The sequence below is a fragment of the Accumulibacter sp. genome (genome assembly GCF_023806635.1).
Classification (GTDB): Bacteria; Pseudomonadota; Gammaproteobacteria; order Burkholderiales; family Rhodocyclaceae; genus Accumulibacter.
Window position 1 is genome coordinate 22430 of the sequence record NZ_JAMTDQ010000023.1, and the last position, 20509, is coordinate 42938.

The 20509-nt window shown below is 68.8% G+C and carries 21 protein-coding genes; 10 read left to right on the forward strand and 11 right to left on the reverse strand.

Features of this window, described 5'->3' with window-relative positions; all coding sequences use genetic code 11:
- Positions 1 to 128 precede the first annotated feature (128 nt).
- The 11 genes from NFW30_RS03745 to ccmA all read right to left on the reverse strand — a co-directional run bounded on the left by NFW30_RS03745 (position 129) and on the right by ccmA (position 9020).
- Positions 129 to 968 (reverse strand): ethylbenzene dehydrogenase-related protein, encoded by an 840-nt coding sequence (locus tag NFW30_RS03745; RefSeq protein WP_295357537.1) that lies wholly within the window; start codon positions 966 to 968, stop codon positions 129 to 131.
- Positions 969 to 1076: 108 nt separating this feature from the next.
- Positions 1077 to 1664 (reverse strand): NapC/NirT family cytochrome c, encoded by a 588-nt coding sequence (locus NFW30_RS03750; RefSeq protein ID WP_295357539.1) that lies wholly within the window; start codon positions 1662 to 1664, stop codon positions 1077 to 1079.
- 142 nt (positions 1665 to 1806) lie between these two features.
- Complete coding sequence (gene ccmI, locus NFW30_RS03755) at positions 1807 to 3021, reverse strand: c-type cytochrome biogenesis protein CcmI (RefSeq protein WP_295357541.1); 1215 nt, start codon at positions 3019 to 3021, stop codon at positions 1807 to 1809.
- A gap of 125 nt (positions 3022 to 3146) precedes the next feature.
- On the reverse strand, positions 3147 to 3632 hold the full coding sequence (locus NFW30_RS03760) for a cytochrome c-type biogenesis protein (protein ID WP_295357544.1): 486 nt from the start codon (positions 3630 to 3632) through the stop codon (positions 3147 to 3149).
- Positions 3629 to 4213, reverse strand: coding sequence for a DsbE family thiol:disulfide interchange protein (locus NFW30_RS03765; RefSeq protein ID WP_295357547.1), 585 nt, complete (start codon positions 4211 to 4213; stop codon positions 3629 to 3631). The genes NFW30_RS03760 and NFW30_RS03765 overlap by 4 nt, the downstream gene beginning before the upstream one ends.
- A gap of 10 nt (positions 4214 to 4223) precedes the next feature.
- Complete coding sequence (locus NFW30_RS03770; protein ID WP_295357550.1) at positions 4224 to 6227, reverse strand: heme lyase CcmF/NrfE family subunit; 2004 nt, start codon at positions 6225 to 6227, stop codon at positions 4224 to 4226.
- 16 nt (positions 6228 to 6243) lie between these two features.
- A complete protein-coding gene (gene ccmE / locus NFW30_RS03775) occupies positions 6244 to 6723 on the reverse strand; it encodes a cytochrome c maturation protein CcmE (protein ID WP_295357553.1) in 480 nt (159 codons plus the stop codon).
- Positions 6720 to 6950, reverse strand: coding sequence for a heme exporter protein CcmD (gene ccmD, locus NFW30_RS03780; RefSeq protein WP_287461488.1), 231 nt, complete (start codon positions 6948 to 6950; stop codon positions 6720 to 6722). The genes ccmE and ccmD overlap by 4 nt, the downstream gene beginning before the upstream one ends.
- A 1-nt stretch (position 6951) precedes the next feature.
- Positions 6952 to 7701 carry a heme ABC transporter permease CcmC gene (gene ccmC / locus NFW30_RS03785; protein ID WP_295357558.1) on the reverse strand — a complete coding sequence of 250 codons (750 nt, stop codon included), beginning with the start codon at positions 7699 to 7701 and terminating at the stop codon, positions 6952 to 6954.
- Positions 7702 to 8370 carry a heme exporter protein CcmB gene (gene ccmB / locus NFW30_RS03790; protein ID WP_295357561.1) on the reverse strand — a complete coding sequence of 223 codons (669 nt, stop codon included), beginning with the start codon at positions 8368 to 8370 and terminating at the stop codon, positions 7702 to 7704.
- An 8-nt stretch (positions 8371 to 8378) separates the two neighbouring features.
- Positions 8379 to 9020 (reverse strand): cytochrome c biogenesis heme-transporting ATPase CcmA, encoded by a 642-nt coding sequence (gene ccmA, locus NFW30_RS03795; protein ID WP_295357563.1) that lies wholly within the window; start codon positions 9018 to 9020, stop codon positions 8379 to 8381.
- A gap of 138 nt (positions 9021 to 9158) precedes the next feature.
- Between ccmA and NFW30_RS03800 the strand changes: the two genes are divergently transcribed.
- Genes NFW30_RS03800 through NFW30_RS03845 form a run of 10 tightly spaced genes read left to right on the forward strand, consistent with a single transcriptional unit; the run spans position 9159 to position 20500 of the window.
- Positions 9159 to 10163, forward strand: a complete 1005-nt coding sequence (locus tag NFW30_RS03800) for a hypothetical protein (protein WP_295357565.1) — start codon at positions 9159 to 9161, stop codon at positions 10161 to 10163.
- Complete coding sequence (hypA, locus tag NFW30_RS03805) at positions 10156 to 10497, forward strand: hydrogenase maturation nickel metallochaperone HypA (protein ID WP_295357567.1); 342 nt, start codon at positions 10156 to 10158, stop codon at positions 10495 to 10497. Before NFW30_RS03800 ends, hypA begins: the two co-directional genes overlap by 8 nt.
- Before the next feature lie 17 nt (positions 10498 to 10514).
- Positions 10515 to 11498: a hydrogenase nickel incorporation protein HypB gene (gene hypB / locus NFW30_RS03810; protein ID WP_295357570.1), complete on the forward strand. Its 984-nt coding sequence runs from the start codon at positions 10515 to 10517 to the stop codon at positions 11496 to 11498.
- Between the two features lies 1 nt (position 11499).
- Positions 11500 to 13800, forward strand: coding sequence for a carbamoyltransferase HypF (gene hypF / locus NFW30_RS03815; RefSeq protein WP_295357572.1), 2301 nt, complete (start codon positions 11500 to 11502; stop codon positions 13798 to 13800).
- A gap of 11 nt (positions 13801 to 13811) precedes the next feature.
- Positions 13812 to 14060, forward strand: a complete 249-nt coding sequence (locus NFW30_RS03820; protein ID WP_295357574.1) for a HypC/HybG/HupF family hydrogenase formation chaperone — start codon at positions 13812 to 13814, stop codon at positions 14058 to 14060.
- Between the two features lie 58 nt (positions 14061 to 14118).
- Entirely contained in the window at positions 14119 to 15264 is a 1146-nt protein-coding gene (gene hypD / locus NFW30_RS03825) for a hydrogenase formation protein HypD (protein ID WP_295357577.1), read from the forward strand.
- Entirely contained in the window at positions 15261 to 16310 is a 1050-nt protein-coding gene (gene hypE / locus NFW30_RS03830) for a hydrogenase expression/formation protein HypE (RefSeq protein WP_295357580.1), read from the forward strand. The genes hypD and hypE overlap by 4 nt, the downstream gene beginning before the upstream one ends.
- A gap of 13 nt (positions 16311 to 16323) precedes the next feature.
- The gene (locus NFW30_RS03835; RefSeq protein ID WP_295357583.1) at positions 16324 to 18054 is read left to right on the forward strand and encodes a hydrogenase maturation protein; all 1731 of its coding nucleotides are present in this window, start codon (positions 16324 to 16326) and stop codon (positions 18052 to 18054) included.
- Positions 18051 to 19511, forward strand: a complete 1461-nt coding sequence (locus NFW30_RS03840) for a sigma-54 dependent transcriptional regulator (protein ID WP_295357586.1) — start codon at positions 18051 to 18053, stop codon at positions 19509 to 19511. Before NFW30_RS03835 ends, NFW30_RS03840 begins: the two co-directional genes overlap by 4 nt.
- A complete protein-coding gene (locus tag NFW30_RS03845; protein WP_295357589.1) occupies positions 19508 to 20500 on the forward strand; it encodes a HupU protein in 993 nt (330 codons plus the stop codon). Before NFW30_RS03840 ends, NFW30_RS03845 begins: the two co-directional genes overlap by 4 nt.
- Positions 20501 to 20509 lie beyond the last annotated feature (9 nt).

Genomic DNA, 20509 nt, shown 5'->3' on the forward strand with positions numbered 1-20509 from the left:
CTGCCGGCGAGCGGCGGCGTGGCCGATTTGGGGCATTTCGCCGATCGACGGTGGCGGGGCGGAAACGAAACGGGCAGAGCCGTCACTCTGCCCGCCGCCGGGAAGCCTCCCGGCCAGTTGCCCTGCGCTTACTGCTTGGCGGCCTTGATGTCGCCGTCGGCGCCGACGCCGAGCGTGTAGCCCATCGAGACGTGGTGGAAGCGGCCGATCGCGTGGTCGCTGTGGATGGCGACGCCGATCGGCGTTGCCTTGCCCTCGGCGAGCGTGCCGTTGAGCTTGCGCGTGAAGGTGACGGTGTAGGTGTCACCGCTCTTGCTGCCCTCGGCCTTGACGCCGGCGCTGCCGCCTTCCATGCTGCGCTTGTCGGTCACCGAGCCGTCAGCCGCCTTGGCGCCCTTGGCGCTCTTCCACTGCATCAGCTCGTAGGCGCCGTCCTTGGTGTATTTGGTCTTCTTGTCGTCGGCGCCGGGCATCGTCCGCGCGTCGCCGTGGCAGCTGGCCCAGCAGCCGACCTGCGCGCCCTGGCTGACCTTGTCGTTGGCGAAGAGGACGGTCGCCTTGACCTCGTTCTCCTTGTCGGCCGGGTCGACGCCGCCGCCGGGTGCCTTGAAGGTCAGCCGGACGTAGAGGTTGTCCTTGTCGTAGGCAGTCTGCACGGCGACCGGGAAATTCATCGTCTTCGGCGCGCCCTTGGGCTCCAGATCCTTACCGGCGAGGCGCTTCATGTCGAAATTGAGGCCGCCCTTCTCCTCATGGCAGCCGACGCAGCTCTCGCCCTTGTTGAGGCCGGTGCGGCCGCTGTGGTCGGACTTCTTCATGATCCATTCGATCGGCGTCACGCCGGCGTGGAACACCTGGATGTCGCGCTTGGGAACCTTGCTCCAGTCGGGAGCGGCAGCCTGCGCGAGCTGCGGACCAAGGGCCAGCAGGGCGCCGAAGAGGGCCAGTGAAACGCTCGTTCTTTTCATTTCGGACTCCACTCAAGGGTTGATGCGGTTGGTACGTGTCAGCGGCCAGGCGACGTCGATCGAACGTCCATGGCCGCGCCTGGGGCAAGGATGCTGCGGGGAAGGTGGTTACTCGTCGTCCTCTTCCGGCATGTTCTTCGGTTTCGAGTGCGCGATTCCCTTGTGGCAGTCGATGCAGGTCTTCTTGTCTTCCTGACCGATCTTGTGCATCTTGGAAGCACGCGCCTTCTGTTTCTCGATGTCCATCGCCGAGAAGGAGTGGCAGTTGCGGCATTCGCGAGAGTCGCTCGCCTTCATCCGGTTCCACTCGTTGGTCGCCAGCTCGAGCCGCTTGGCGTCGAACTTCTCGGGCGTCGAAATGGTGCCCATGACCTTGCCGTACAGCTCCTTGCTGGCGGCGATCTTGCGCATCATCTTGTGCCCCCAGTCCTTCGGCACGTGGCAGTCGGAGCAGTAGGCGCGCACGCCGGTGCGGTTGCTGTAGTGAATCGTCTTCTTGTACTCCTGGTACACGTTGTCCTTCATCTCGTGACAGCCGATGCAGAACTCGAGTGTGTTGGTCGCTTCCATCGCCGTGTTGAAGCCGCCCCAGAAGAAGATGCCGGCGAAGAAGCCGACCGACAGCAGCGCCAGCAGCGAGTACTTCGTGCTGGGGCGTTTGAGGCGGGCCCAGAACCCTGAGCTGTTATCGGTCACGCGACTACCTCCCTGTCATTGTCATGCCGTCGGTCACCTGCCGAGGCTGCCCGAAGTCTAGCGGATGGGGCAGCGGCGACGGTTTGATCTAGGTTAACAAATGCAGGAAAGGGCGGCCCGCGTCAGGGCCGCCGGCGGCCTCTCAGGGCTGTACCTGATCGATCACCAGGCGCAGCTGGCGGTTGCCCGGCTTGACGCCAGAGATGCGGCCGAAAAGGTCGCCGGACGAAGTACTGGCGTTGCCGGCGCGGGTGATGCGCGCCTCGACGCTGACGCTGGTGAAGTCGGAAATCTTCCGGCCGCCGGCGAGCGCCATCGAGTCGTCGAGACGGAAGTCGAGCGGCAGGTCGGCGACCGTCGCGCGCATCGCCGCCAGCGGCATGCGCGACCCCTCCTCGGCGCGGGCAAAGACGAAGACGACATCGTCCGGCTGCGCACGGCCGGCGAGCTTGCCGCTCAGCGTCACCTCGCCGGCGACCTGGCCCTTTCCGCTGCCGGTCTTCGCCGCCGCCTTGCCCCCGGCGGTGCGGGCGGCGGCGATCTCGCGTGCCTCGCCGATCGCCGCGGCGACCGTCTTCGCCTCGTCGCTGCCGGGTTCGAGCTGCGACAGCAGGCGTGACCAGTGGTCGGCGGCAGCGGCGAAATCCTGCCGCTCGCGTGCTGCCGCGCCGGCGAGCAGCAGCGCCTGTGGTTCGTTCGGGTCGATCTGCAGCGCCCGCGTGATCAGTTCGCCCGCCTTGCCCTGCAGGCTGCCGCCATGCACCTGACTGAGCACCTCAGCGTAGTCGGCCAGCAGGCCGGCGTCCTGATCGACGACGCTGCCGGCGCGGGCGTAGGCGTCGGCCGCCTCGGGGTAACGCTCGAGAACTTTGTACGAGCGCGCCAGCATTACCCAGCCCTTGCCGTCTTCCGGGTTCTTCTTCAGTTTCTCGACCAGGCCGCCGATCATCGCGTCGATCTGCTCGGGAGCGATGCGCGCCTGTCGCTGCAGCGGGTCGAGAGCGCGCGGGTTGCCGAGCAGCGCATAGCCGGCAGCAGCGGCCAGCGGGATGACGAGGAGGAGCAGCAGTGCCGTTCGCCGGCCACCGCCTCGGGTCAGCGGTGCGGCTGGCTGCGCCTCGACCTCGTCGAGCAGGCGGCGCTGCAGTTCACTGCGCGCCTGCGCCTCCTCGGCGGCGCCGAGCGTGCCTTCGTTCCGCTCGCGTTCGAGCTCGGCGAGCTGGTCGCGGAAGATCGCCAGCTGGGCTTCGCGCCGGTCGGCGCCGGCGGCCGGTGGCGCCGACCGCCACAGCGGCGGCAGCAGGATGGCCAGTGCGGCGGCGAGCAGCAGCGCCGCAACGATGATGAAGGCAGTCATGCTCGTCCTAGTCGAGACCGTTGCGGCCTGGATTCATGCGGCGTCTTCCCGGGCGGCAGACTGGAAACCGCCCGCTGGCGGTGGAATGAGGCGATGCCGGGCACCTGCGGCCCCGTCGGCAGAGTTCATGGCCGTGGCGGCGCGTCCGGATCGTGCAGCAGCGCCTCGGCACGCCGCGTCTCGTCGGCGTTCAGCGGGCGCTGGTCGCGCAGTGTGCGCTCGCGCCGCCGCAGGTGGAGCAGCAGCGCGCCCAGGGCAGCGACGAAGAGCAGGCCGGGACCGAACCAGAGCAGCACCGTCGTCCCCTTCAGCGGCGGCCGGTAACGGACGAAATCGCCGTAGCGGCTGACCATGAATTCCATGATCTCGGCGTCGCTGCGGCCGTCACGGATCAGGCTGCGGATCTCGCGGCGCAGGTCGTTGGCCAGTTCCGCGTTCGATCCGGACAGCGATTCGTTCTGGCAGACGAGGCAGCGCAACTCGGAGGAGATCGCCACCAGGCGCTTCTCGGTCGCCTCGTCGGCGGCCAGCAGCGCCGCCTCCCGGGCCTGCAGGCTGCTGCCGGCGACGCCGGTGAGGGCCAGGAAGACGATGAGCAGCCAGCGGTTCATCGGTTCAGCTCGGCGAGCAGCGGCAGGATCTTGCCGGACAGGATGTCCGCCGTAACCGGGCCGGTGTGCTTCATCCGGATGATGCCGGCCTTGTCGATGACGTAGGTTTCGGGGACGCCATAGACGCCGTAGTCGATACCGACGCGGCCGTCGATGTCGAGCACGGAGAGGGCGTACGGATCGCCATGCCGGGCCAGCCAGCCGCCCGCGCGCTCGATGGTCATCCTCTTCTCGGCGGCGGCGTCGAGCCTGCTGCTGTCGATCGCGCCGTCGCCGCGCACTTCCTTGTAGTTGAGGCCGATCAGCGGCACGCTCTGGCGTTTCGCCAGTTCGACGAGGAGCGGGTGCTCCTGCCGGCAGGAGACGCACCATGATGCCCAGACGTTGAGCAGCCAGGCCTTGCCGAGCATCTCCTGCGGCGAGAACTTCTGCTCCGGTGCATCCAGGCGCGCCAGCGAGAACGCCGGTGCCGGCTTGCCGACGAGCGGCGAGGGGACGTCGCGCGGGTTCAGGTTGAGGCCGACGGCGAGCAGGACGACGAGGACGACGAAGCCGATCAACGGCCAGAGAAAGCGGTTCATGCGCGATCCCTCAACTGTTCTGCGCCACTGGCGTGGCAGCCGATGCCGGCTGTGCGGAGGACGCTCGTACCTTGATGCGGTAGCGACGATCGGTCATCGCGACCAGTCCGCCGATGGCCATCAGCACGCAGCCCCCCCAGATCCAGTCGACGAATGGCTTGTGGTAGACGCGCACCGCCCACGCCGCTTCCGGCCGCGACTTGTCGATCGGTTCGCCCAGCGAAACGTACACGTCACGCAGCAGGCCGGTATCGATCGCCGCCTCGGTCATCGGCATCGAAGACGCGACGTAGAAGCGCTTCTCGGGGTACATCTTGCGCAGCGTGCGGCCGTCGCGGATCAGCTCGACGTCGCCGACCAGCGCGCGGTAGTTCGGGCCCTGCTGCTGGCGGACGCCATTGAAGCGGAAGACGTAGCCACCGACGCTGACGGTATCGCCGACGTCCATGCGCACGTCCTTCTCGGTCTGGTAGCCACCGACCATGGCGACGCCGACGATGAAGACGGCGATGCCGAGATGCGCCAGGTGCATGCCGTAGAAACTGCGCGGCTGCCGGCTGAGCGTCGGCAGCAGCGCCTTCCCGGCGCGCGTCGCCTGCACCCGCTGGTAGATGTTGAGCAGCGTGCTGCAGACGATCCATGCCGCCAGCAGCAGACTGAGCGCGACCAGGGGTTTCCATCCACCGGCGAGGAATGGTGCTCCGGCACCGACCAGCGCTGCCGTCAGGAAAGCCCAGCGCAGCGTCCGCAGCAGCTCGCCGAGGTCCGCCTGCTTCCAGCGGACGAAGGGTGCGACACCCATCAGGAACACTGCCGGCAGCATCAGTGGCACGAAGACGGCGTCGAAATAGGGCGGGCCGACCGACAGCTTGCCGGCGCCGAGGGCGTCGATCAGGAGCGGGTAGAGCGTGCCGAGCAGCACCGAGGCGCAGGCGACGACGAGCAGCACGTTGTTCGTCAATAACAGTGATTCGCGCGAAAGCAGGGCGAAGCGGCCACCGAGGCCGACCTTCGGCGCGCGCCAGGCGAACAGCGCGAGCGAGCTGCCGATGACGGCGACGAGGAAAGCGAGGATGAAGATGCCGCGCCGCGGGTCGGTGGCGAAGGCATGCACCGAGGTCAGGACGCCGGAGCGGACGAGGAAGGTGCCGAGCAGCGACAATGAGAAAGCCGAAATGGCGAGCAGGACCGTCCAGTTCTTGAAGCTGCCCCGCTTTTCGGTCACCGCCAGCGAATGGACGAGCGCCGTGCCGACCAGCCAGGGCATGAACGACGCGTTCTCGACCGGATCCCAGAACCACCAGCCACCCCAGCCGAGTTCGTAGTAGGCCCACCACGAGCCGAGGGCGATTCCCAGCGTCAGGAATATCCAGGCGGCCGTCGTCCACGGTCGCGACCAGCGTGCCCAGGCGGCGTCCAGTTGGCCGGAGAGCAGCGCGGCGATGGCGAAGGCGAAGGCCACCGAGAAGCCGACGTAGCCCATGTAGAGCATCGGTGGATGAAAGATCAGGCCGGGATCCTGCAGCAGCGGGTTGAGGTCGCGACCCTCCTCGGCGCCCGGCAGCAGGCGCTCGAAGGGGTTCGAGGTGAGCAGGATGAAGAGCAGGAAGCCGGCGCTGACCAGTCCGAGGACGCCGAGTACGCGCGCCACCATGTGATCGGGCAGCTGTCGCGACAACAGGGCGACCGCCAGCGTCCACAGGACGAGCATCAGGACCCAGAGCAGCAGGGAGCCCTCATGTCCACCCCAGACGGCGGCGATGCGATACTGCAGCGGCAGCAGGGTATTCGAGTGCTGTGCGACGTAGAGCACCGAGAAGTCGTTCTGCACGAAGGCGGCGGTGAGGCAGGCGAAAGCGAGCGCCAGCAGCAGCGCCTGGACGATCGCCGCCGGGCGGGCGAGGGCGATCCACGGTTGCCGTCCGGAGTGGGCGCCGAGCAGCGGCAGCGTGCCCTGGGCCAGGGCGACGCAGAGCGCGAGAATGAGCGCGAAGGTACCGAGTTCCGGGATCATGGCTCTCTCGTCCGGGTCACTGTTTGGTCGTGCGGGCGGCGGCTTCGGCAGCCGCCCTGTTCGCTGCCGCCCGCTGGTGTGCATCGCCGAGCGCCTTGGCGGCTTCCGGCGGCATGTAGTTCTCGTCGTGCTTGGCGAGGACCTCGCTGGCGGTGAAGACGCCGTCTGCTGCGAGCTTGCCCTGCGCGACGACCCCTTTGCCCTCCTGGAAGAGGTCGGGCAGGATTCCCTTGTAGGCGACGGTCATGTCCTTCTCGGTATCGGTGACGACGAAGCGCAGCGTCACGCCGTCGGGCTGGCGTTGCAGCGAGCCTTCCTTGACCATGCCGCCGATGCGGAAGCTCTTGCCCTGCGGCGCCTCGCCGGCGGCGACCTGGGTCGGCGAGAAGAAGAAGACGAGGTTGCTGCGGAAAGCGTTGAGCACCAGGGTCGCGGCGATGGCGAGGATCGCCAGGCCGCCGAGGATGAGCGCGATGCGCTTGTGACGAGGTTTCAATCGTTGCTCCCGTTTGCCATGCTCCGGTCGCCGGCGCTGGCTTGCCCGCGTTCCGCGGCTTCCGCCCGATGCTGCCGCCTGAGGCGGGCGATCAACCTCTTCCGACCCTGCAGCAGCAGCATCGGTTCCGCCACCATCAGCAGCGCCATCACCAGCAGCGATCCCCAGACGTAGGGGCCATGCCGGCCCATCGCCAGGAATTCGGCGAGGCTGTTCCAGTGGATCATCCTATGCCTTCCCGCGCAGCAGCGCGCGCACCCAGTCGGTGTGCCGCTCACGTTCGAGCATGATCACGCGCACGCGCATCAGCGCCACGGCGATGCTGTACATCCAGCAGGCGAGCGCGCACAGCAGCATTCCCCAGAGCATCATCGCCGCCATGCTGGGTGCCCTGGTCAGGCTGACCGAAGCGCCCTGATGCAGCGTGTTCCACCACTGGACCGAGAAATAGATGATCGGGATATTGACCACCCCGACCAGTGCCAGGATCGCGCCCGCCTTGTCGGCGCGGCGCGGGTCGTCGATCGCCGCCTGCAGGGCGATGAAGCCGATGTAGAGGAAGAGCAGGATCAGCTCGGAGGTCAGGCGGGCGTCCCAGACCCACCACGTGCCCCACATCGGCTTGCCCCAGAGTGCTCCGGTCCACAGCGAGAGAAAGGCGAAGAGGGCGCCGGTCGGCGCCAGCGCCGAGGCCATCATTCCCGACAGGCGGGTGTTGAAGGCGAGTCCGGTCGCCGCCCAGAAAGCCATCACCAGGTAGATGAACATCGACATCCACGATGCCGGCACGTGCAGGAAGATGATGCGGTAGCCCTCGCCCTGCTGCGCGTCGGTCGGCGCCAGCAGGAAGCCGATGAACAGGCCGGCGACGCCGAAGATCGCGGCGAGTCCCCAGAACCATGGAATCATCCGGCCGGCGAGCGGGTAGAAGGTCTGCGGGCTGGCATACCGGAACCAGTTGATCAGCTTGTTGCGCATCTATTCCAGGGCGACTCTCAAGGCAGCCGCGGTTGGCCACGGCGCAAAGAACACACCGCCGAGCGCCAGGGCGCCGAGCAGCGACAGGTGGGCCTGCGCTCCGAGGCCGGTGACCGTCGCGTCGACGGCACCGGCGCCGAAGATCAGCACCGGGATGTACAGCGGCAACACGAGCAGCGACAGCAACACGCCGCCACCGCGCACGCCGAGCGTCAGCGCGGCGCCGATGGCGCCGATCCCGGACAGCGCCGGCGTGCCGATCAGCAGCGACAGCGTCAGCACCGCCAGCGCATCGCCCGCCAGGTCGAACTGGACTCCCAGCACCGGCGCCAGCACGACCAGCGGCAGCCCGGCGACCAGCCAGTGCGCGATCACCTTGCCGAGGACGATCAGCGCCAGCGGTTGCGGTGCGAGGGCCAGTTGCTCGAGCGTTCCATCGCGATGATCGTCGGCGAACAGACGCGGCAGCGACAGCATCGTCGCCAGCAGCGCGGCGACCCACAGGACGCCCGGCGCCAGTCGGCGCAACTGATCCGGTTCCGGCCCGACGCCGAGCGGGAACAGGCTGACGACGATGATGAAGAAGAACGTCGCGGCGACGATGTCGGCCTGTCGCCGCATCGCCAGTCGCAGGTCGCGGCCGATGACGGCACGGATCAATGATAGCACCTGCCCGCCTACAATCGTTGCTGCAACGCAACGTCGTCGCCGAGCGTCAGCTCGCGGACGTTGCCGGCGGGTACCGCGACCGCCTGGTGGGTGGTCAGCACCACCAGCCCGCCACGCTGCAGGTGGGCACCGACGAGCCCGGCGACGAGTTCGGTAGCCGCCCTGTCGAGCGCGACATAAGGCTCGTCGAGCACCCACAGCGCGCGCTTCTCGTGCACCAGGCGGGCGAGCGCGGCGCGTCGCTTCTGCCCCTGCGACAGGTAGCGGCAGGCCAGGTCTTCGCGGCCCAGCAGCCCGACCAGTTCGAGCGCGGCGAGTGCCGCGTCCTCGTCGAGCGGTTCCTGCGCCAGTCGCGCCGTCGACAGGATGTTCTCGAGCGGAGTCAGTTCCTCCTTGATCGCGTTCTGGTGGCCGAGAAAACACAGTTCGCTGCGGAATTCGTCGCCGAGTTGCGCGATCGGCCGGCCGCACCAGCGGATCTCGCCGCTGGCCGCTGGCGTCAGGCCGCACAGCATGCGCAGCAGGCTGGTCTTGCCGGATCCGTTCCTGCCCTGCAGGGCGAGCATCTCGCCACCTTCGAGACGGAAGCTGACGCCGGCGAACAGGCAGCGTTCACCGCGCACACATTCCAGATTGGAAGCTTCGAGCATGCCAGAGGGGGTCCGGGTCGGGGTCAGTGCCGGCGAGGGCGTATTGTGAACGCGCGAGTTTAGCCCCGGATTGACCGAAATCAAAATGGATTCAATGGTCTCTAGTATCGTTTGCGAGTGATTTCCGGGAGCGTGGCCGTGCACGAGGGTTCTCTGGATCTGGCATTGACCTGGGACGGGAAGCGGATCGTTGCCGCCACGGTGGTCTCGAAGCGGCCGCAGGTGGCGTCGTTGCTGCGTGGGTTGCCGGCGGCAGCGGTGAGCGACCGCGTTCTGCAGCTGTTCGGCATCTGTCGTCAGGCGCAGGCTGCCGCGGCCGCGTTGTGCGTCCGTTCGGCGCGCGGCGAACGACTGGCGCCCGGTGCGCTCGACGAACTGGCGCTGCCGGTGGCGCTCGAGACCATTTCGGAGCACCTCTGCCACTTGCTGATTGCCTGGCCGAGCTTGCTCGCCGATCCGTCGCGGCCGCCCCGGGTGGCCGACTGCGGTGACTGGCGCCGTCGCCTGCGGGCCGCCGCCGACCGGCGGTCGGCGGCGGCCGTTGCGGCCGATCTGGTGGGCTGGCTCGGCGAAGCCGACCTGCCGTCGCCCGGCGATGAGTCGCCACACGGCGCAGTGGCGCCGCTGCTGCCCCTGCTGCCGGCAGCCGAATGGGCGTGCATGGAGTTGATGGAGGACTTCGCACTCCGACCGAACCTCGCCGGCGAGGTGGCCGAGACCGGCACCCTGGCGCGACAGGCGGGCGCTGCGGCGATCACCCGGCTGCTTGCCGCGGGCAGGCGGATCGAGGCGAGGCTGCGGGCACGCCTGCTGGAGCTGCACTCGCTGGCGGCGGCGCTGGCCGATCCGCCGCGCCTGTCGGCGCTGCTCGACGCCCGTCCGGTGCGCGCCGATGTCGGCCTGGCGCGGGTCGAAACGGCGCGTGGCACTCTCCTGCATCGTCTCGATCTGGCCGGCGATGGCGTCGGGCACTACCTGATCGTCTCGCCGACCGAATGGAACTTCCATCCGCAGGGCCCTTTCGTGCGCGAGATCGGTGGCTGCCCGGCGGACAGCCGGCGGGCCGCGCGCTTCGCGGCCGAGCGGCTGGCGCTGTCGCTCGACCCCTGCGTTCCCTTCAGCTGCAGCTTCGTCGATGCATGAGATGTCGCTTGCCGTCGGCATCGTGGACCTCATCGAGGAGGCAGCCAGGGCGCAGGGATTCCAGCGGGTGCTGACGGTGGCGATCGAGATTGGTGAGCTGGCGGCGGTGGAAGCGGAAGCCATCGGCTTCTGTTTTTCCGCCGTGACCCGCGGCACGCTGGCCGAAGGGGCGCGCCTGCAAATCGTGCATGTGGCGGGTGAAGGTTTATGCTTTAATTGTCATCAGACGGTGCCGCTAGCGGCGCTGTACGACCCCTGCCCAGCCTGCGGCGGTCACCCGGTGCAGGCGACCGGTGGTACCGAGATGCGGGTCAAGGAGCTGGAGGTCGAATAACAACAGGAGACAGCATCATGTGTACGACTTGTGGTTGTGGCGTCGGGGACACCCGCGTCGCGGGCGAGCCGCTGCCGGCGAGCGGCGATGCGGCTGCATTGCCGGAGTCTGGGCAGGCACGGCGGTATCGCCCGGCAGTCGTGGCGACGCCGGTCGACCCCGACGGTGTGTCGAGCCGGAACGGGCATCACGGGCATCACGGGCACAACGAACACCACCCCCACCACGGGCATCACGGCGGGCCGGGTACGGCGACGACGCCGGCGCGCCTGGTGCAGATCGAGCGGGATATCCTGGCCAGCAACGACGCCCATGCGGCGGAGAACCGTCGCCGCTTCGAGGAGCAGGGGATCTTCGCGCTCAACCTGGTTTCCAGCCCCGGGTCGGGCAAGACCGCGCTGCTCTGCCGTACCATCGAACTGCTCCGTGGCCGCTTGTCGCTGGCGGTCATCGAAGGTGACCAGCAGACCAGTCGCGATGCCGAGCGGATTCGCGCGACCGGAGTTCCGGCATTGCAGATCAACACCGGCAAGGGCTGCCATCTTGACGCGCACATGGTCGGCCACGCGCTGCAACGTCTGTCGCCGGGCGACGACTCGCTGCTGCTGATCGAGAACGTCGGCAACCTCGTCTGCCCGGCGGCTTTCGACTTGGGCGAGGCGCACAAGGTGGTGATCCTTTCCGTCACCGAGGGCGAGGACAAGCCGCTCAAGTACCCGAACATGTTTGCCGCGGCTTCGCTGTTGCTGCTCAACAAGATCGATCTCCTGCCTCACCTGAGCTTCGATGTCGACCTGGCCATCACGCATGCGCGACAGGTCAATCCGGCGCTGCGGGTGATGCGGCTGTCGGCGACCACCGGCGAGGGTTTCGATGAATGGCTGGCCTGGCTCGACCAGGGGTGTGCCGCGGCGCAGCGGAGCAGGAAGACGACGATCGACGCGCTGCGCCGACGGGTCGCCGAGCTCGAGAACCTGTTGTCCAGCGGCGCGAGGTGCTGAGATGGCCGAGCCGATGGTTTGCCAGAACATCCGCGTCAGCGGTGTCGTCCAGGGAGTCGGTTTCCGTCCCTTCGTCTGGCGCCTGGCCCGGGAGCTGGGTCTGGCCGGCTGGGTACGCAACGATTCGCGTGGTGTCGAGATCGAAGTGCGCGGCGCCGCCGAGCAGGTGAAATCGCTGGTCGAGCGCCTGCAGCAGGAGGCGCCGCCACTGGCCCGGATCAATTCGGTGGTGGCACGTGATGCGGCACCGGCGCGCGCCGGCGACGGTTTCGTCATCATCGACAGCCGCAGCGGACGCGCGGCGACGATGATCGGTCACGACACGGCCGTCTGCCGCGACTGCCTTGCCGAGATGTTCGATCCCGCCAGCCGTCGCTGGCGCCACGCCTTCACCAACTGCACGAACTGCGGCCCGCGCTACACGATCAGCCGCGGCCTGCCGTATGACCGCTCGCGGACGAGCCTCAAGCCTTTCCCGATGTGTTCCCGCTGCCAGGCCGAGTATCGCCGCCCCGACGACAGGCGTTTCCATGCCGAGGCCAACTGCTGTCCGAAGTGCGGACCACAGCTGTTCCTGCTCGACGGCGAGGGGCACCGTCTGGCGGGTGATCCGGTCGCGCTGACGATCGATCTGCTGCGCGACGGCCGGGTCGTCGCCATCAAGGGGCTCGGCGGCTACCATCTCGTCTGCGATGCACGCAACACGGTGGCCGTGTCGCTGCTGCGCGAGCGCAAGCAGCGCGAGCAGAAGCCGTTCGTCGTGATGTTGGCCAATCCGGCGTCGGCGGCATCCTTCGTCCAGATGGGCATCGGCGAACCCGGTCTGCTGACCCTGCCGACCCGGCCGGCGATCCTGATCCGCAAGCGCAGCGGTTGCGACGCCGCGCTGCCCGGGGTCGCGCCCGGGCTCGCCTGGCTGGGCGTCATGCTGCCGTACACGCCGCTGCACTTCCTGCTCTTCCACGAAGCGGCGAGGCGCCCGGCGGGACTCGGCTGGCTCGAGCGGGCGCAGGATCTGGCTCTGGTGATGACCAGCGCCAATCCCGGCGGCGAGCCGCTGGTGATCGGCAACAGCGAGGCGCTGCTGCGGCTCTACGGCATCGCCGATGCCTTCCTGATGCACGATCGCGACATCGTCACCCGTTGCGACGACAGCGTCGCGCGCATCACCAGCAGCGGTCTGCAGTTCATCCGCCGCGCCCGCGGCTACACGCCGCGGGCGATCAAGCTGCCGCGTTCGGGACCGTCGGTACTGGCGCTCGGAGGCTGGTTCAAGAACACGGTCTGCGTCACGCGCGGTGACGAGGCCTTCGTCTCGCAGCATGTCGGCGACCTCGACAACGCCGCCGCCTGTGACTTCCTCGACGAGACGGTGGCACAGATGATCCGGCTGCTCGGCGTCGAACCGGCGATCGTCGCGCATGATCTGCACCCGGATTTCCACTCGACGCGTTTCGCCACCGATTTCGCGCAGCAGTTGCGCCTGCCGTTGCTCGGCGTGCAACACCACCACGCGCATGTCGCCGCGGTGCTGGCCGAACACGGGATCGAGGGCAGCACGCTGGCGCTGTCGCTCGACGGGGTCGGCATGGGAACCGACGGTTCTGCCTGGGGCGGCGAACTGCTGCAGGTCGACGGCGCCCGCTTCGAACGACTCGGACATCTGCAGCCGCTGGCGCTGCCGGGAGGTGACCGCGCCGCCAGCGAGCCCTGGCGGATGGCGGCGGCGGCGCTGCATCGTCTGGGTCGCAACGCGGAGATCCGCGAGCGCTTCGCCGAGCAGCAGGCAGCGCAGGCGGTGGCGCAGATGCTCGTCGGCGACATCCATTGTCCGCCGACTTCGAGCATGGGCCGGATGTTCGACGCGGCGGCCGGCCTGCTCGGCATCAAGGCGGTGATGGCCTATGAAGGGCAGGCGGCGATGCTGCTCGAGAGCATGGCGCAGCGCTACGGCGACGTGCTGCCGCTCGATCAGTGCTGGACGATCGACGACGGCAGGCTGGACCTGCTGCCGCTGCTCGGCGCGCTCGCCGACGAGAAGGACGCCGAGCGTGGGGCGGCGCTGTTCCATGCGACGCTCGCCGCCGCCCTCGCCGACTGGCTGCGCGTGCTGGCACCCGAGGCCAGGGCGGTGGTCGGCAGCGGCGGCTGCTTCCTCAACCAGGTCCTGATGCGCGGACTGCGGGCCCGGCTCGGGGCGAAGGGGATGCAACTCATCGAAGCGCGCCAGGTGCCGCCCAACGACGGTGGCCTGTCGGTTGGCCAGGCCTGGGTTGCGCTGCAGCACCTGGCGAGCCATTAGGAGAGCGGGCGGTGTGCCTGGCGCTGCCCTGTCGAGTCGTCGAACTGTTGCCCGGCGAGCAGGCGACGGTCGATGTCGACGGCGTCGGCCGACGGGTTTCGCTGGCGCTCGTCGATGAGGTCGCGGTGGGCGATTACGTGATCGTCCATGTCGGCTATGCGCTGACCCGCCTCGATGCCGACGAAGCGCTCAAGACCCTGGCGCTGTTTGCCGAGCTCGGCCAGGCGGCCGCGCCGGAGCCGCCGGCCTGGAGCGCCTGAGGGCCGTGCCGCAGGAAGATGGCACCATGCCGGGAGCGCGCGCCGCTGGTGGCGCCAGATGAAGTTCATCGACGAGTTCCGTGATCGGGAACTGGCGTACGGGCTGGCGGCGGCGATCGGGCGGGCGGCGCAGCCGCAGCGTGACTATCACTTCATGGAGTTCTGTGGCGGCCACACGCATGCGATCGCCCGTTACGGCGTCGGCGACCTCCTGCCAGTGAACGTGCGCTTGATCCATGGCCCCGGCTGTCCGGTCTGCGTGCTGCCGATCGGTCGCATCGACATGGCGATCCGCCTGGCGATGGACGAGGGGGTCATCCTCTGCAGTTATGGCGATCCATTGCGCGTGCCGGCTTCCGGCGGCCTGTCGCTGCTGCGGGCGAGGGCCGCCCTGGCCGGCGGCGGTGAGATCCGGATGGTCTATTGCGCCGCCGATGCGCTGCGCCTGGCGCAGGAGAACGGGCAGCGGCAGGTGGTGTTCTTCGCCATTGGCTTCGAGACGACGACGCCACCGACGGCGGTGGTCATCAGGCAGGCGAGGGCGCTCGGGTTGCGCAACTTCTCGGTCCTCTGCTGCCATGTGCTGACGCCGGCGGCGATCGCCAGCATCCTCGAGTCGCCCGAGGTGCGGCAGTGGGGCAGCGTCCGCCTTGACGGCTTCATCGGCCCGGCGCACGTGTCGACGATCATCGGCAGTCGGCCGTACGAGTTTTTTGCCGCCGAGTACCGCAAGCCGGTCGTCATCGCCGGCTTCGAGCCGCTCGACGTGATGCAGGCGATCCTGATGCTGATCGCGCAGGTCAATTCCGGCCGGGCGGTGGTCGAGAACGAGTTTGCCCGTGCCGTGACGCGCGCAGGCAACCGCAAGGCGCAGCAGATGGTTGCCGAGGTCTTCGAGTTGCGGCGCTCCTTCGCCTGGCGCGGACTCGGCGAGCTGCCGTACAGCGCGCTGCGCATCCGCCGCGAGTTTGCCGAATACGACGCCGAGCGTCGCTTCCCGATCAGCTATCAGGCGGTGCCGGACCATCCGGCGTGCGAGTGCGGCGCGGTGCTGCGCGGTGCGAGGAGGCCGCAGGACTGCCGCATCTTCGGCAGCGTGTGCACGCCGGAGAACCCGGTCGGTTCGTGCATGGTCTCGTCGGAGGGAGCCTGCGCCGCGCACTACTCCTTCGGCCGCTTCGCCGACGCGAAGGTGGCGCCGTGACGTCCGTGCGCAAGGCATACGGGCGACCGCTCGACCTGCGCCAAGGCCGCGTCGAGATGATGCACGGCAGCGGCGGCCGGGCGATGGCGCAACTGATCGACGAGCTCTTCGCCAGCCGCCTGGGCCACCCTCATCCGGGACAGGGCAACGACGCGGCGGTGTTGCCGGCGGTGGTCGGCAGGCTGGTCGTGTCGACCGACTCGCACGTCGTCTCGCCGCTGTTCTTCCCCGGCGGCGACATCGGCTGCCTGTCGGTGAACGGGACGATCAACGATGTCGCGGTCATGGGCGCGACGCCGCTCTATCTGGCTGCCGGTTTCATTCTCGAGGAAGGTTTCCCGCTCGCCGATCTGGTGCGCATCGTCGATTCGATGGCGGCGGCAGCGGCCGCCGCTGGCGTGCCGGTGGTCACCGGCGACACCAAGGTGGTGCAGCGGGGAAGGGGTGACGGAGTGTACATCACCACTACCGGCGTCGGCGTCGTCGCCGACGGCGAGGACTGGTCCGGCGACCGGGCGCGGCCGGGCGACGGCATCATCGTCTCGGGCGGCATCGGCGAGCACGGCATGGCGATCATGGCGCAGCGCGAGAGCATCGGCTTCGCCGCCGAAATCGTTTCCGATACGGCGCCGCTGCACGGACTGATCGCCGCCATGCGGGCCAGCGGTGCCGACATCCACGTCGTGCGCGACCCGACGCGTGGCGGTGTCGCCACCACGCTGAACGAGATTGCCCGCCAGTCGCGGGTCGGCATGATGTTGCGCGAGAGCGAGGTGCCGGTGCAGCCGCAGGTGGCGGCTGCCTGCGAGTTCCTTGGCCTCGACCCGCTCTATGTCGCCAACGAGGGCCGGTTGCTGGCCATCGTCGCCGCCGCCGACGCCGAACGGCTGCTGGCGGCGATGCGCGCGCATCCGCTCGGTCGGCACGCCGCACTGATCGGCAGCGTGCATGAGGATGCGCAGTGCTTCGTGCAGATGAGCACGACGCTCGGTGGACGGCGAATCGTCGACTGGTTGAGCGGCGACCAGTTGCCGCGCATCTGCTGAACGGCGAGCGACGATGCGCATCCTGCTCCTTTGCCATGCGTTCAACAGCCTCAGCCAGTGCCTCTACTGCGAGTTGGCCGGTCGCGGCCACGTGCTGTCGGTCGAGTACGACATCGCCGATTCGGTGGCCGAGGAGGCGGTGGCGCTCTTCCGCCCCGATCTGATCATCGCTCCCTACCTGCGGCGAGCGATTCCGGAAACGATCTGGCGTGCGCACTGCTGTCTCGTCGTCCATCCGGGAATCGTCGGCGATCGCGGGCCGTCGGCGCTCGACCGGGCGATCCAGGACGGCGAGCGTGCGTGGGGCGTGACCGTGCTGCAGGCGACCGGCGAGATGGACGCCGGTCCCGTCTGGGCGTCGGCGGTCTTCCCGATGCGTCTGGCCCGCAAGTCGAGCCTCTACCGCCACGAGGTGAGCGAGGCGGCGACCCGGGCCGTGCTGTGCGCGGTCGAACGTTTCTCACGCGGCGATTTCGTGCCGCTGCCGCCGTCGCAGACGGTGACCGCGGCGGGCGGCGAACTGCGGCCGCTGCTGCGACAGGCGGAGCGGGCGATCGACTGGCAGCGCGACGACAGCCGTCGCGTCCTCGCCCGTCTGCACGCTGCCGATGGCTTTCCGGGCGTCGCCGACGAGCTGTTCGGCGAGCCCTGTCTGCTCTTCGACGCCTGGCCCGAAGACATCCTGCGCGGTGGTCCTGCCGGCGCGGTGATCGCCTGGCGCGAGACGGCGATCCTGCGCGCCACCGTCGATGGCGCGGTGTGGATCGGCCATGTCCGCCGCTGCACGCCGCCTGATTCGCTGAAACTGCCGGCGGCGGAGGTCTTTGCCACGCAACTCGCCGGCATCCGCGAAGCGCCGCTGTCCGCGTCGCCCGCCGCCTGCTGGGCGGCGCCGCACCGTACCTGGCAGGACATCCGCTACGAGGAGGCCGATGACGTCGGCTTCCTGCATTTCGAGTTCTACAACGGGGCGATGAGCAGCCGCCAGTGCCGGCGCCTGCTGGCGGCCTACGACTGGGTCAGGCAGCGGCCGCTGCAGGTCATCGTCCTCATGGGCGGGCGCGACCTCTGGTCGAACGGCATCCATCTGCAGCAGATCGAGGCCGCCGAATCGCCGGCCGACGAATCATGGGCCAACATCGACGCCATCGACGATCTCGCCGAGGCGATCATCCGCACCGACGACCGGCTGACGATCGCCGCCCTGCAGGGAAACTGCGCCGCCGGCGGCTGCTTTCTCGCCCGCGCCGCGGACATCGTCTGGGCACGCGCGGGCGTCGTCCTCAACCCGCATTACCGCAACATGGGCAATCTGTATGGTTCCGAGTACTGGACCTACCTGTTGCCGGCCCGGGTTGGCGAGATGGCGGCGGCAGCGATCATGCAGCAGCGGCTGCCCTTGAGCGCCAGCGCCGGCGTCTCCGCCGGCCTGCTCGATGCCTGCCTGGCGAACGATCCGGAGTCCTTCCGCATCGACGTCGCGCGGCGCGCACGCGAACTCGCGCAGGCGCCCGGTCTCGCCAGCCGCCTGCGGGAGAAGCGCGCGCGCCGCGCGGCCGACGAGCTGCAGCGGCCGCTGGCAGACTACCGCGCCGCCGAAATGGCTGAACTGGAGCGCAACTTCTACGGTTTCGACCCGAGTTACCACATCGCCCGGCACCATTTCGTGCACAAGACCCCGCACTCGTGGACGCCCCGCCATCTGGCGATTCACCGCGAGCTTGGCTGGCAGCCTGCACCATGACCGCCAACCCGAGACCGCGCCTGCCGACCGTGCTCGTCGTCGACGACGAAGTGCGCTCGCAGGAAGCGTTGCGGCGCACGCTCGACGAGGACTTCGAGGTGTTCACCGCGGCGAACGCCGACGAGGCGCAGCGCATCATGGAAAGCGAGTGGGTGCAGATCATCGTCTGCGACCAGCGCATGCCCGGGACGAGCGGTGTCGAGTTCCTGCGGCGCGTGCGCAGCCAGTGGCCGGATACCCTGCGCATCATCCTCTCCGGTTATACCGACGCCGAGGACATCATCGCCGGGGTCAATGAAGCCGGCATCTACCAGTACCTGCTCAAGCCCTGGCAGCCCGAACAACTGCTGCTGACGCTGCAGACCGCTGCCCGCGTGCATCGCCTGCAGCAGGAGAACCAGCGCCTGTCGCTCGAGCTGCGGACGGCGGAGCCGGTGCTGGCGCGGCGGGTCGACAGCAGGCAGGAACGCGCGCGCCGGGAATTTGCGCTCGATGGCCTGATCCGCAGTCCGCAGAGCCCGCTCAACGCCGTCTGCGATCTCGTCGAACGCATCGCTCCGTTCGACCTGTCGGTCCTGATCAGCGGCGAGTCGGGAACCGGCAAGGAGATGCTCGCGCGCGCCATCCACTACCGCAGCCGGCGGGCGGACCGGGCGTTCGTCGTCGAGCACTGCGGGGCATTGCCCGACCAGTTGCTCGAGGCCGAACTCTTCGGCTACAAGCGCGGCGCCTTCACCGGCGCCTATGAGGATCGCCCTGGCCGCTTCCAGGAGGCCGATGGCGGCACCATCTTCCTCGACGAGATCGGCGATACCAGCCCGGTCTTCCAGGTCAAGCTGCTGCGCGTGCTGCAGGAGGGCGAGTTCCGGCCGCTCGGCGCGACGCGGCCGCAGTCGGTCGATGTGCGCGTCGTCGCCGCGACGCACCATGACCTCGAGGCCGAGGTGCGCGCCGGCACCTTCCGCGAGGATCTCTACTACCGGCTGGCCACCGTGACGCTGCGCGTGCCGCCGCTGCGCGAACGGGCGATGGACATTCCGCTCCTCGCCGGCAGCCTGCTCGATGCCGGCAAGAAGCTTCTCGGCAAGAGCGTTGCCGGCTTCAGTACCGAGGCCCTGGCCTGCCTCGCTGCCTACGCCTGGCCGGGCAACGTGCGCGAACTGCAGAACGAGATCCTGCGCATGCTCGCCCTCGCCGACACGCCACGGCTCGGCGCCGACCTGCTGGCGCCGCGCATCCTGCGCACGCCGGCGGTGAACCAGAGCGAGGACCATCTGCTCGAGCTGATTCCGCTCGCGGGTGGCCTGAAGGAGCGGATGGAGGCGCTCGAGGCGCGCGTCCTCAAAGAGACGCTGATCCGCCACCGCTGGAACAAGTCGCGTGCGGCGAGCGAACTCGGCCTGTCGCGCGTCGGCTTGCGCGGCAAGCTCGTGCGCTACGGGCTCGAGCGCGGATGAAACTGATCTGGCTGCAGGCGGCGGGTTGCGGCGGCTGCACGCAGTCGCTGCTGGCTGGCGAAGGTCGCGACGGCGTGCTGGCGCAACTGGCAGAGAGCGGCATCGAGCTGTGTTTCCACCCCGCGCTGTCGGAGACCAGCGGCAGCGAGACGCTGGCGCTGCTCGGCGCCGCCGTCGCCGGCGAACTGCCATTCGACCTGCTGTGCATCGAAGGCGCGCTGCTGCGTGGCCCGAACGGCAGCGGCCGCTTCCAGACCCTGGCCGGCCGGCCGCTGATCGAGTGGGTGCGTGATCTGGCGCTGCGCGCCCGGCATGTGCTGGCGATCGGCACCTGCAGCGCCTACGGCGGCATCATCTCGGCCGGCGAGAACCGCAGCGAGGCCTGCGGCCTGCAGTTCGACGGCGATCAGGAGGGCGGGTTGCTGGGCATCGACTTCCGTTCCAGCTCGGGAATGCCGGTGATCAACGTCGCCGGCTGTCCGACGCATCCCGGCTGGGTCGTCGATACGCTGCTCGCGCTGGCGCTCGATGCGCTGGCTGCCGGCGACCTCGACGCCTGGCGGCGACCGCGCTTCTACACCGAGCAACTGGTGCACCACGGCTGCCCGCGCAACGAGTACTACGAGTTCAAGGCGAGCGCCCAGAAGCCCTCGGATCTCGGTTGCCTGATGGAGAACCTGGGCTGCAAGGGGACGCAGGCCAGTGCCGACTGCAACCTGCGGCCCTGGCACGGCGTCGGCTCCTGCCTGCGCGGTGGTTTTGCATGCATCTCGTGCACCGAGCCCGGCTTCGAGGAACCCGGCCACCCGTTCATGGAGACCGCCAAGATCGCCGGCATCCCGACCGGACTGCCGGTCGACATGCCGAAGGCCTGGTTCGTCGCGCTGGCCGCGCTTTCCAAGTCGGCGACGCCGAAACGGGTGCGCGAGAATTCGCGCTCCGACCATCCCCTGATCGCGCCGGGAGTCCGCAAGGGCGGCGGCAAGTGAGTGATGCCG

Bases quoted from the DNA above. Each gene is read 5' to 3' on its own strand.
- NFW30_RS03745 (WP_295357537.1), bottom strand. From the start codon at position 968: ATGAAAAGAACGAGCGTTTCACTGGCCCTCTTCGGCGCCCTGCTGGCC.
- ccmI (WP_295357541.1), bottom strand. From the start codon at position 3,021: ATGACTGCCTTCATCATCGTTGCGGCGCTGCTGCTCGCCGCCGCACTG.
- NFW30_RS03760 (WP_295357544.1), bottom strand. From the start codon at position 3,632: ATGAACCGCTGGCTGCTCATCGTCTTCCTGGCCCTCACCGGCGTCGCC.
- NFW30_RS03765 (WP_295357547.1), bottom strand. From the start codon at position 4,213: ATGAACCGCTTTCTCTGGCCGTTGATCGGCTTCGTCGTCCTCGTCGTC.
- NFW30_RS03770 (WP_295357550.1), bottom strand. From the start codon at position 6,227: ATGATCCCGGAACTCGGTACCTTCGCGCTCATTCTCGCGCTCTGCGTC.
- ccmD (WP_287461488.1), bottom strand. From the start codon at position 6,950: ATGATCCACTGGAACAGCCTCGCCGAATTCCTGGCGATGGGCCGGCAT.
- ccmC (WP_295357558.1), bottom strand. From the start codon at position 7,701: ATGCGCAACAAGCTGATCAACTGGTTCCGGTATGCCAGCCCGCAGACC.
- ccmA (WP_295357563.1), bottom strand. From the start codon at position 9,020: ATGCTCGAAGCTTCCAATCTGGAATGTGTGCGCGGTGAACGCTGCCTG.
- hypA (WP_295357567.1), top strand. From the start codon at position 10,156: ATGCATGAGATGTCGCTTGCCGTCGGCATCGTGGACCTCATCGAGGAG.
- hypB (WP_295357570.1), top strand. From the start codon at position 10,515: ATGTGTACGACTTGTGGTTGTGGCGTCGGGGACACCCGCGTCGCGGGC.
- hypF (WP_295357572.1), top strand. From the start codon at position 11,500: ATGGCCGAGCCGATGGTTTGCCAGAACATCCGCGTCAGCGGTGTCGTC.
- hypD (WP_295357577.1), top strand. From the start codon at position 14,119: ATGAAGTTCATCGACGAGTTCCGTGATCGGGAACTGGCGTACGGGCTG.
- NFW30_RS03835 (WP_295357583.1), top strand. From the start codon at position 16,324: ATGCGCATCCTGCTCCTTTGCCATGCGTTCAACAGCCTCAGCCAGTGC.
- NFW30_RS03840 (WP_295357586.1), top strand. From the start codon at position 18,051: ATGACCGCCAACCCGAGACCGCGCCTGCCGACCGTGCTCGTCGTCGAC.
- NFW30_RS03845 (WP_295357589.1), top strand. From the start codon at position 19,508: ATGAAACTGATCTGGCTGCAGGCGGCGGGTTGCGGCGGCTGCACGCAG.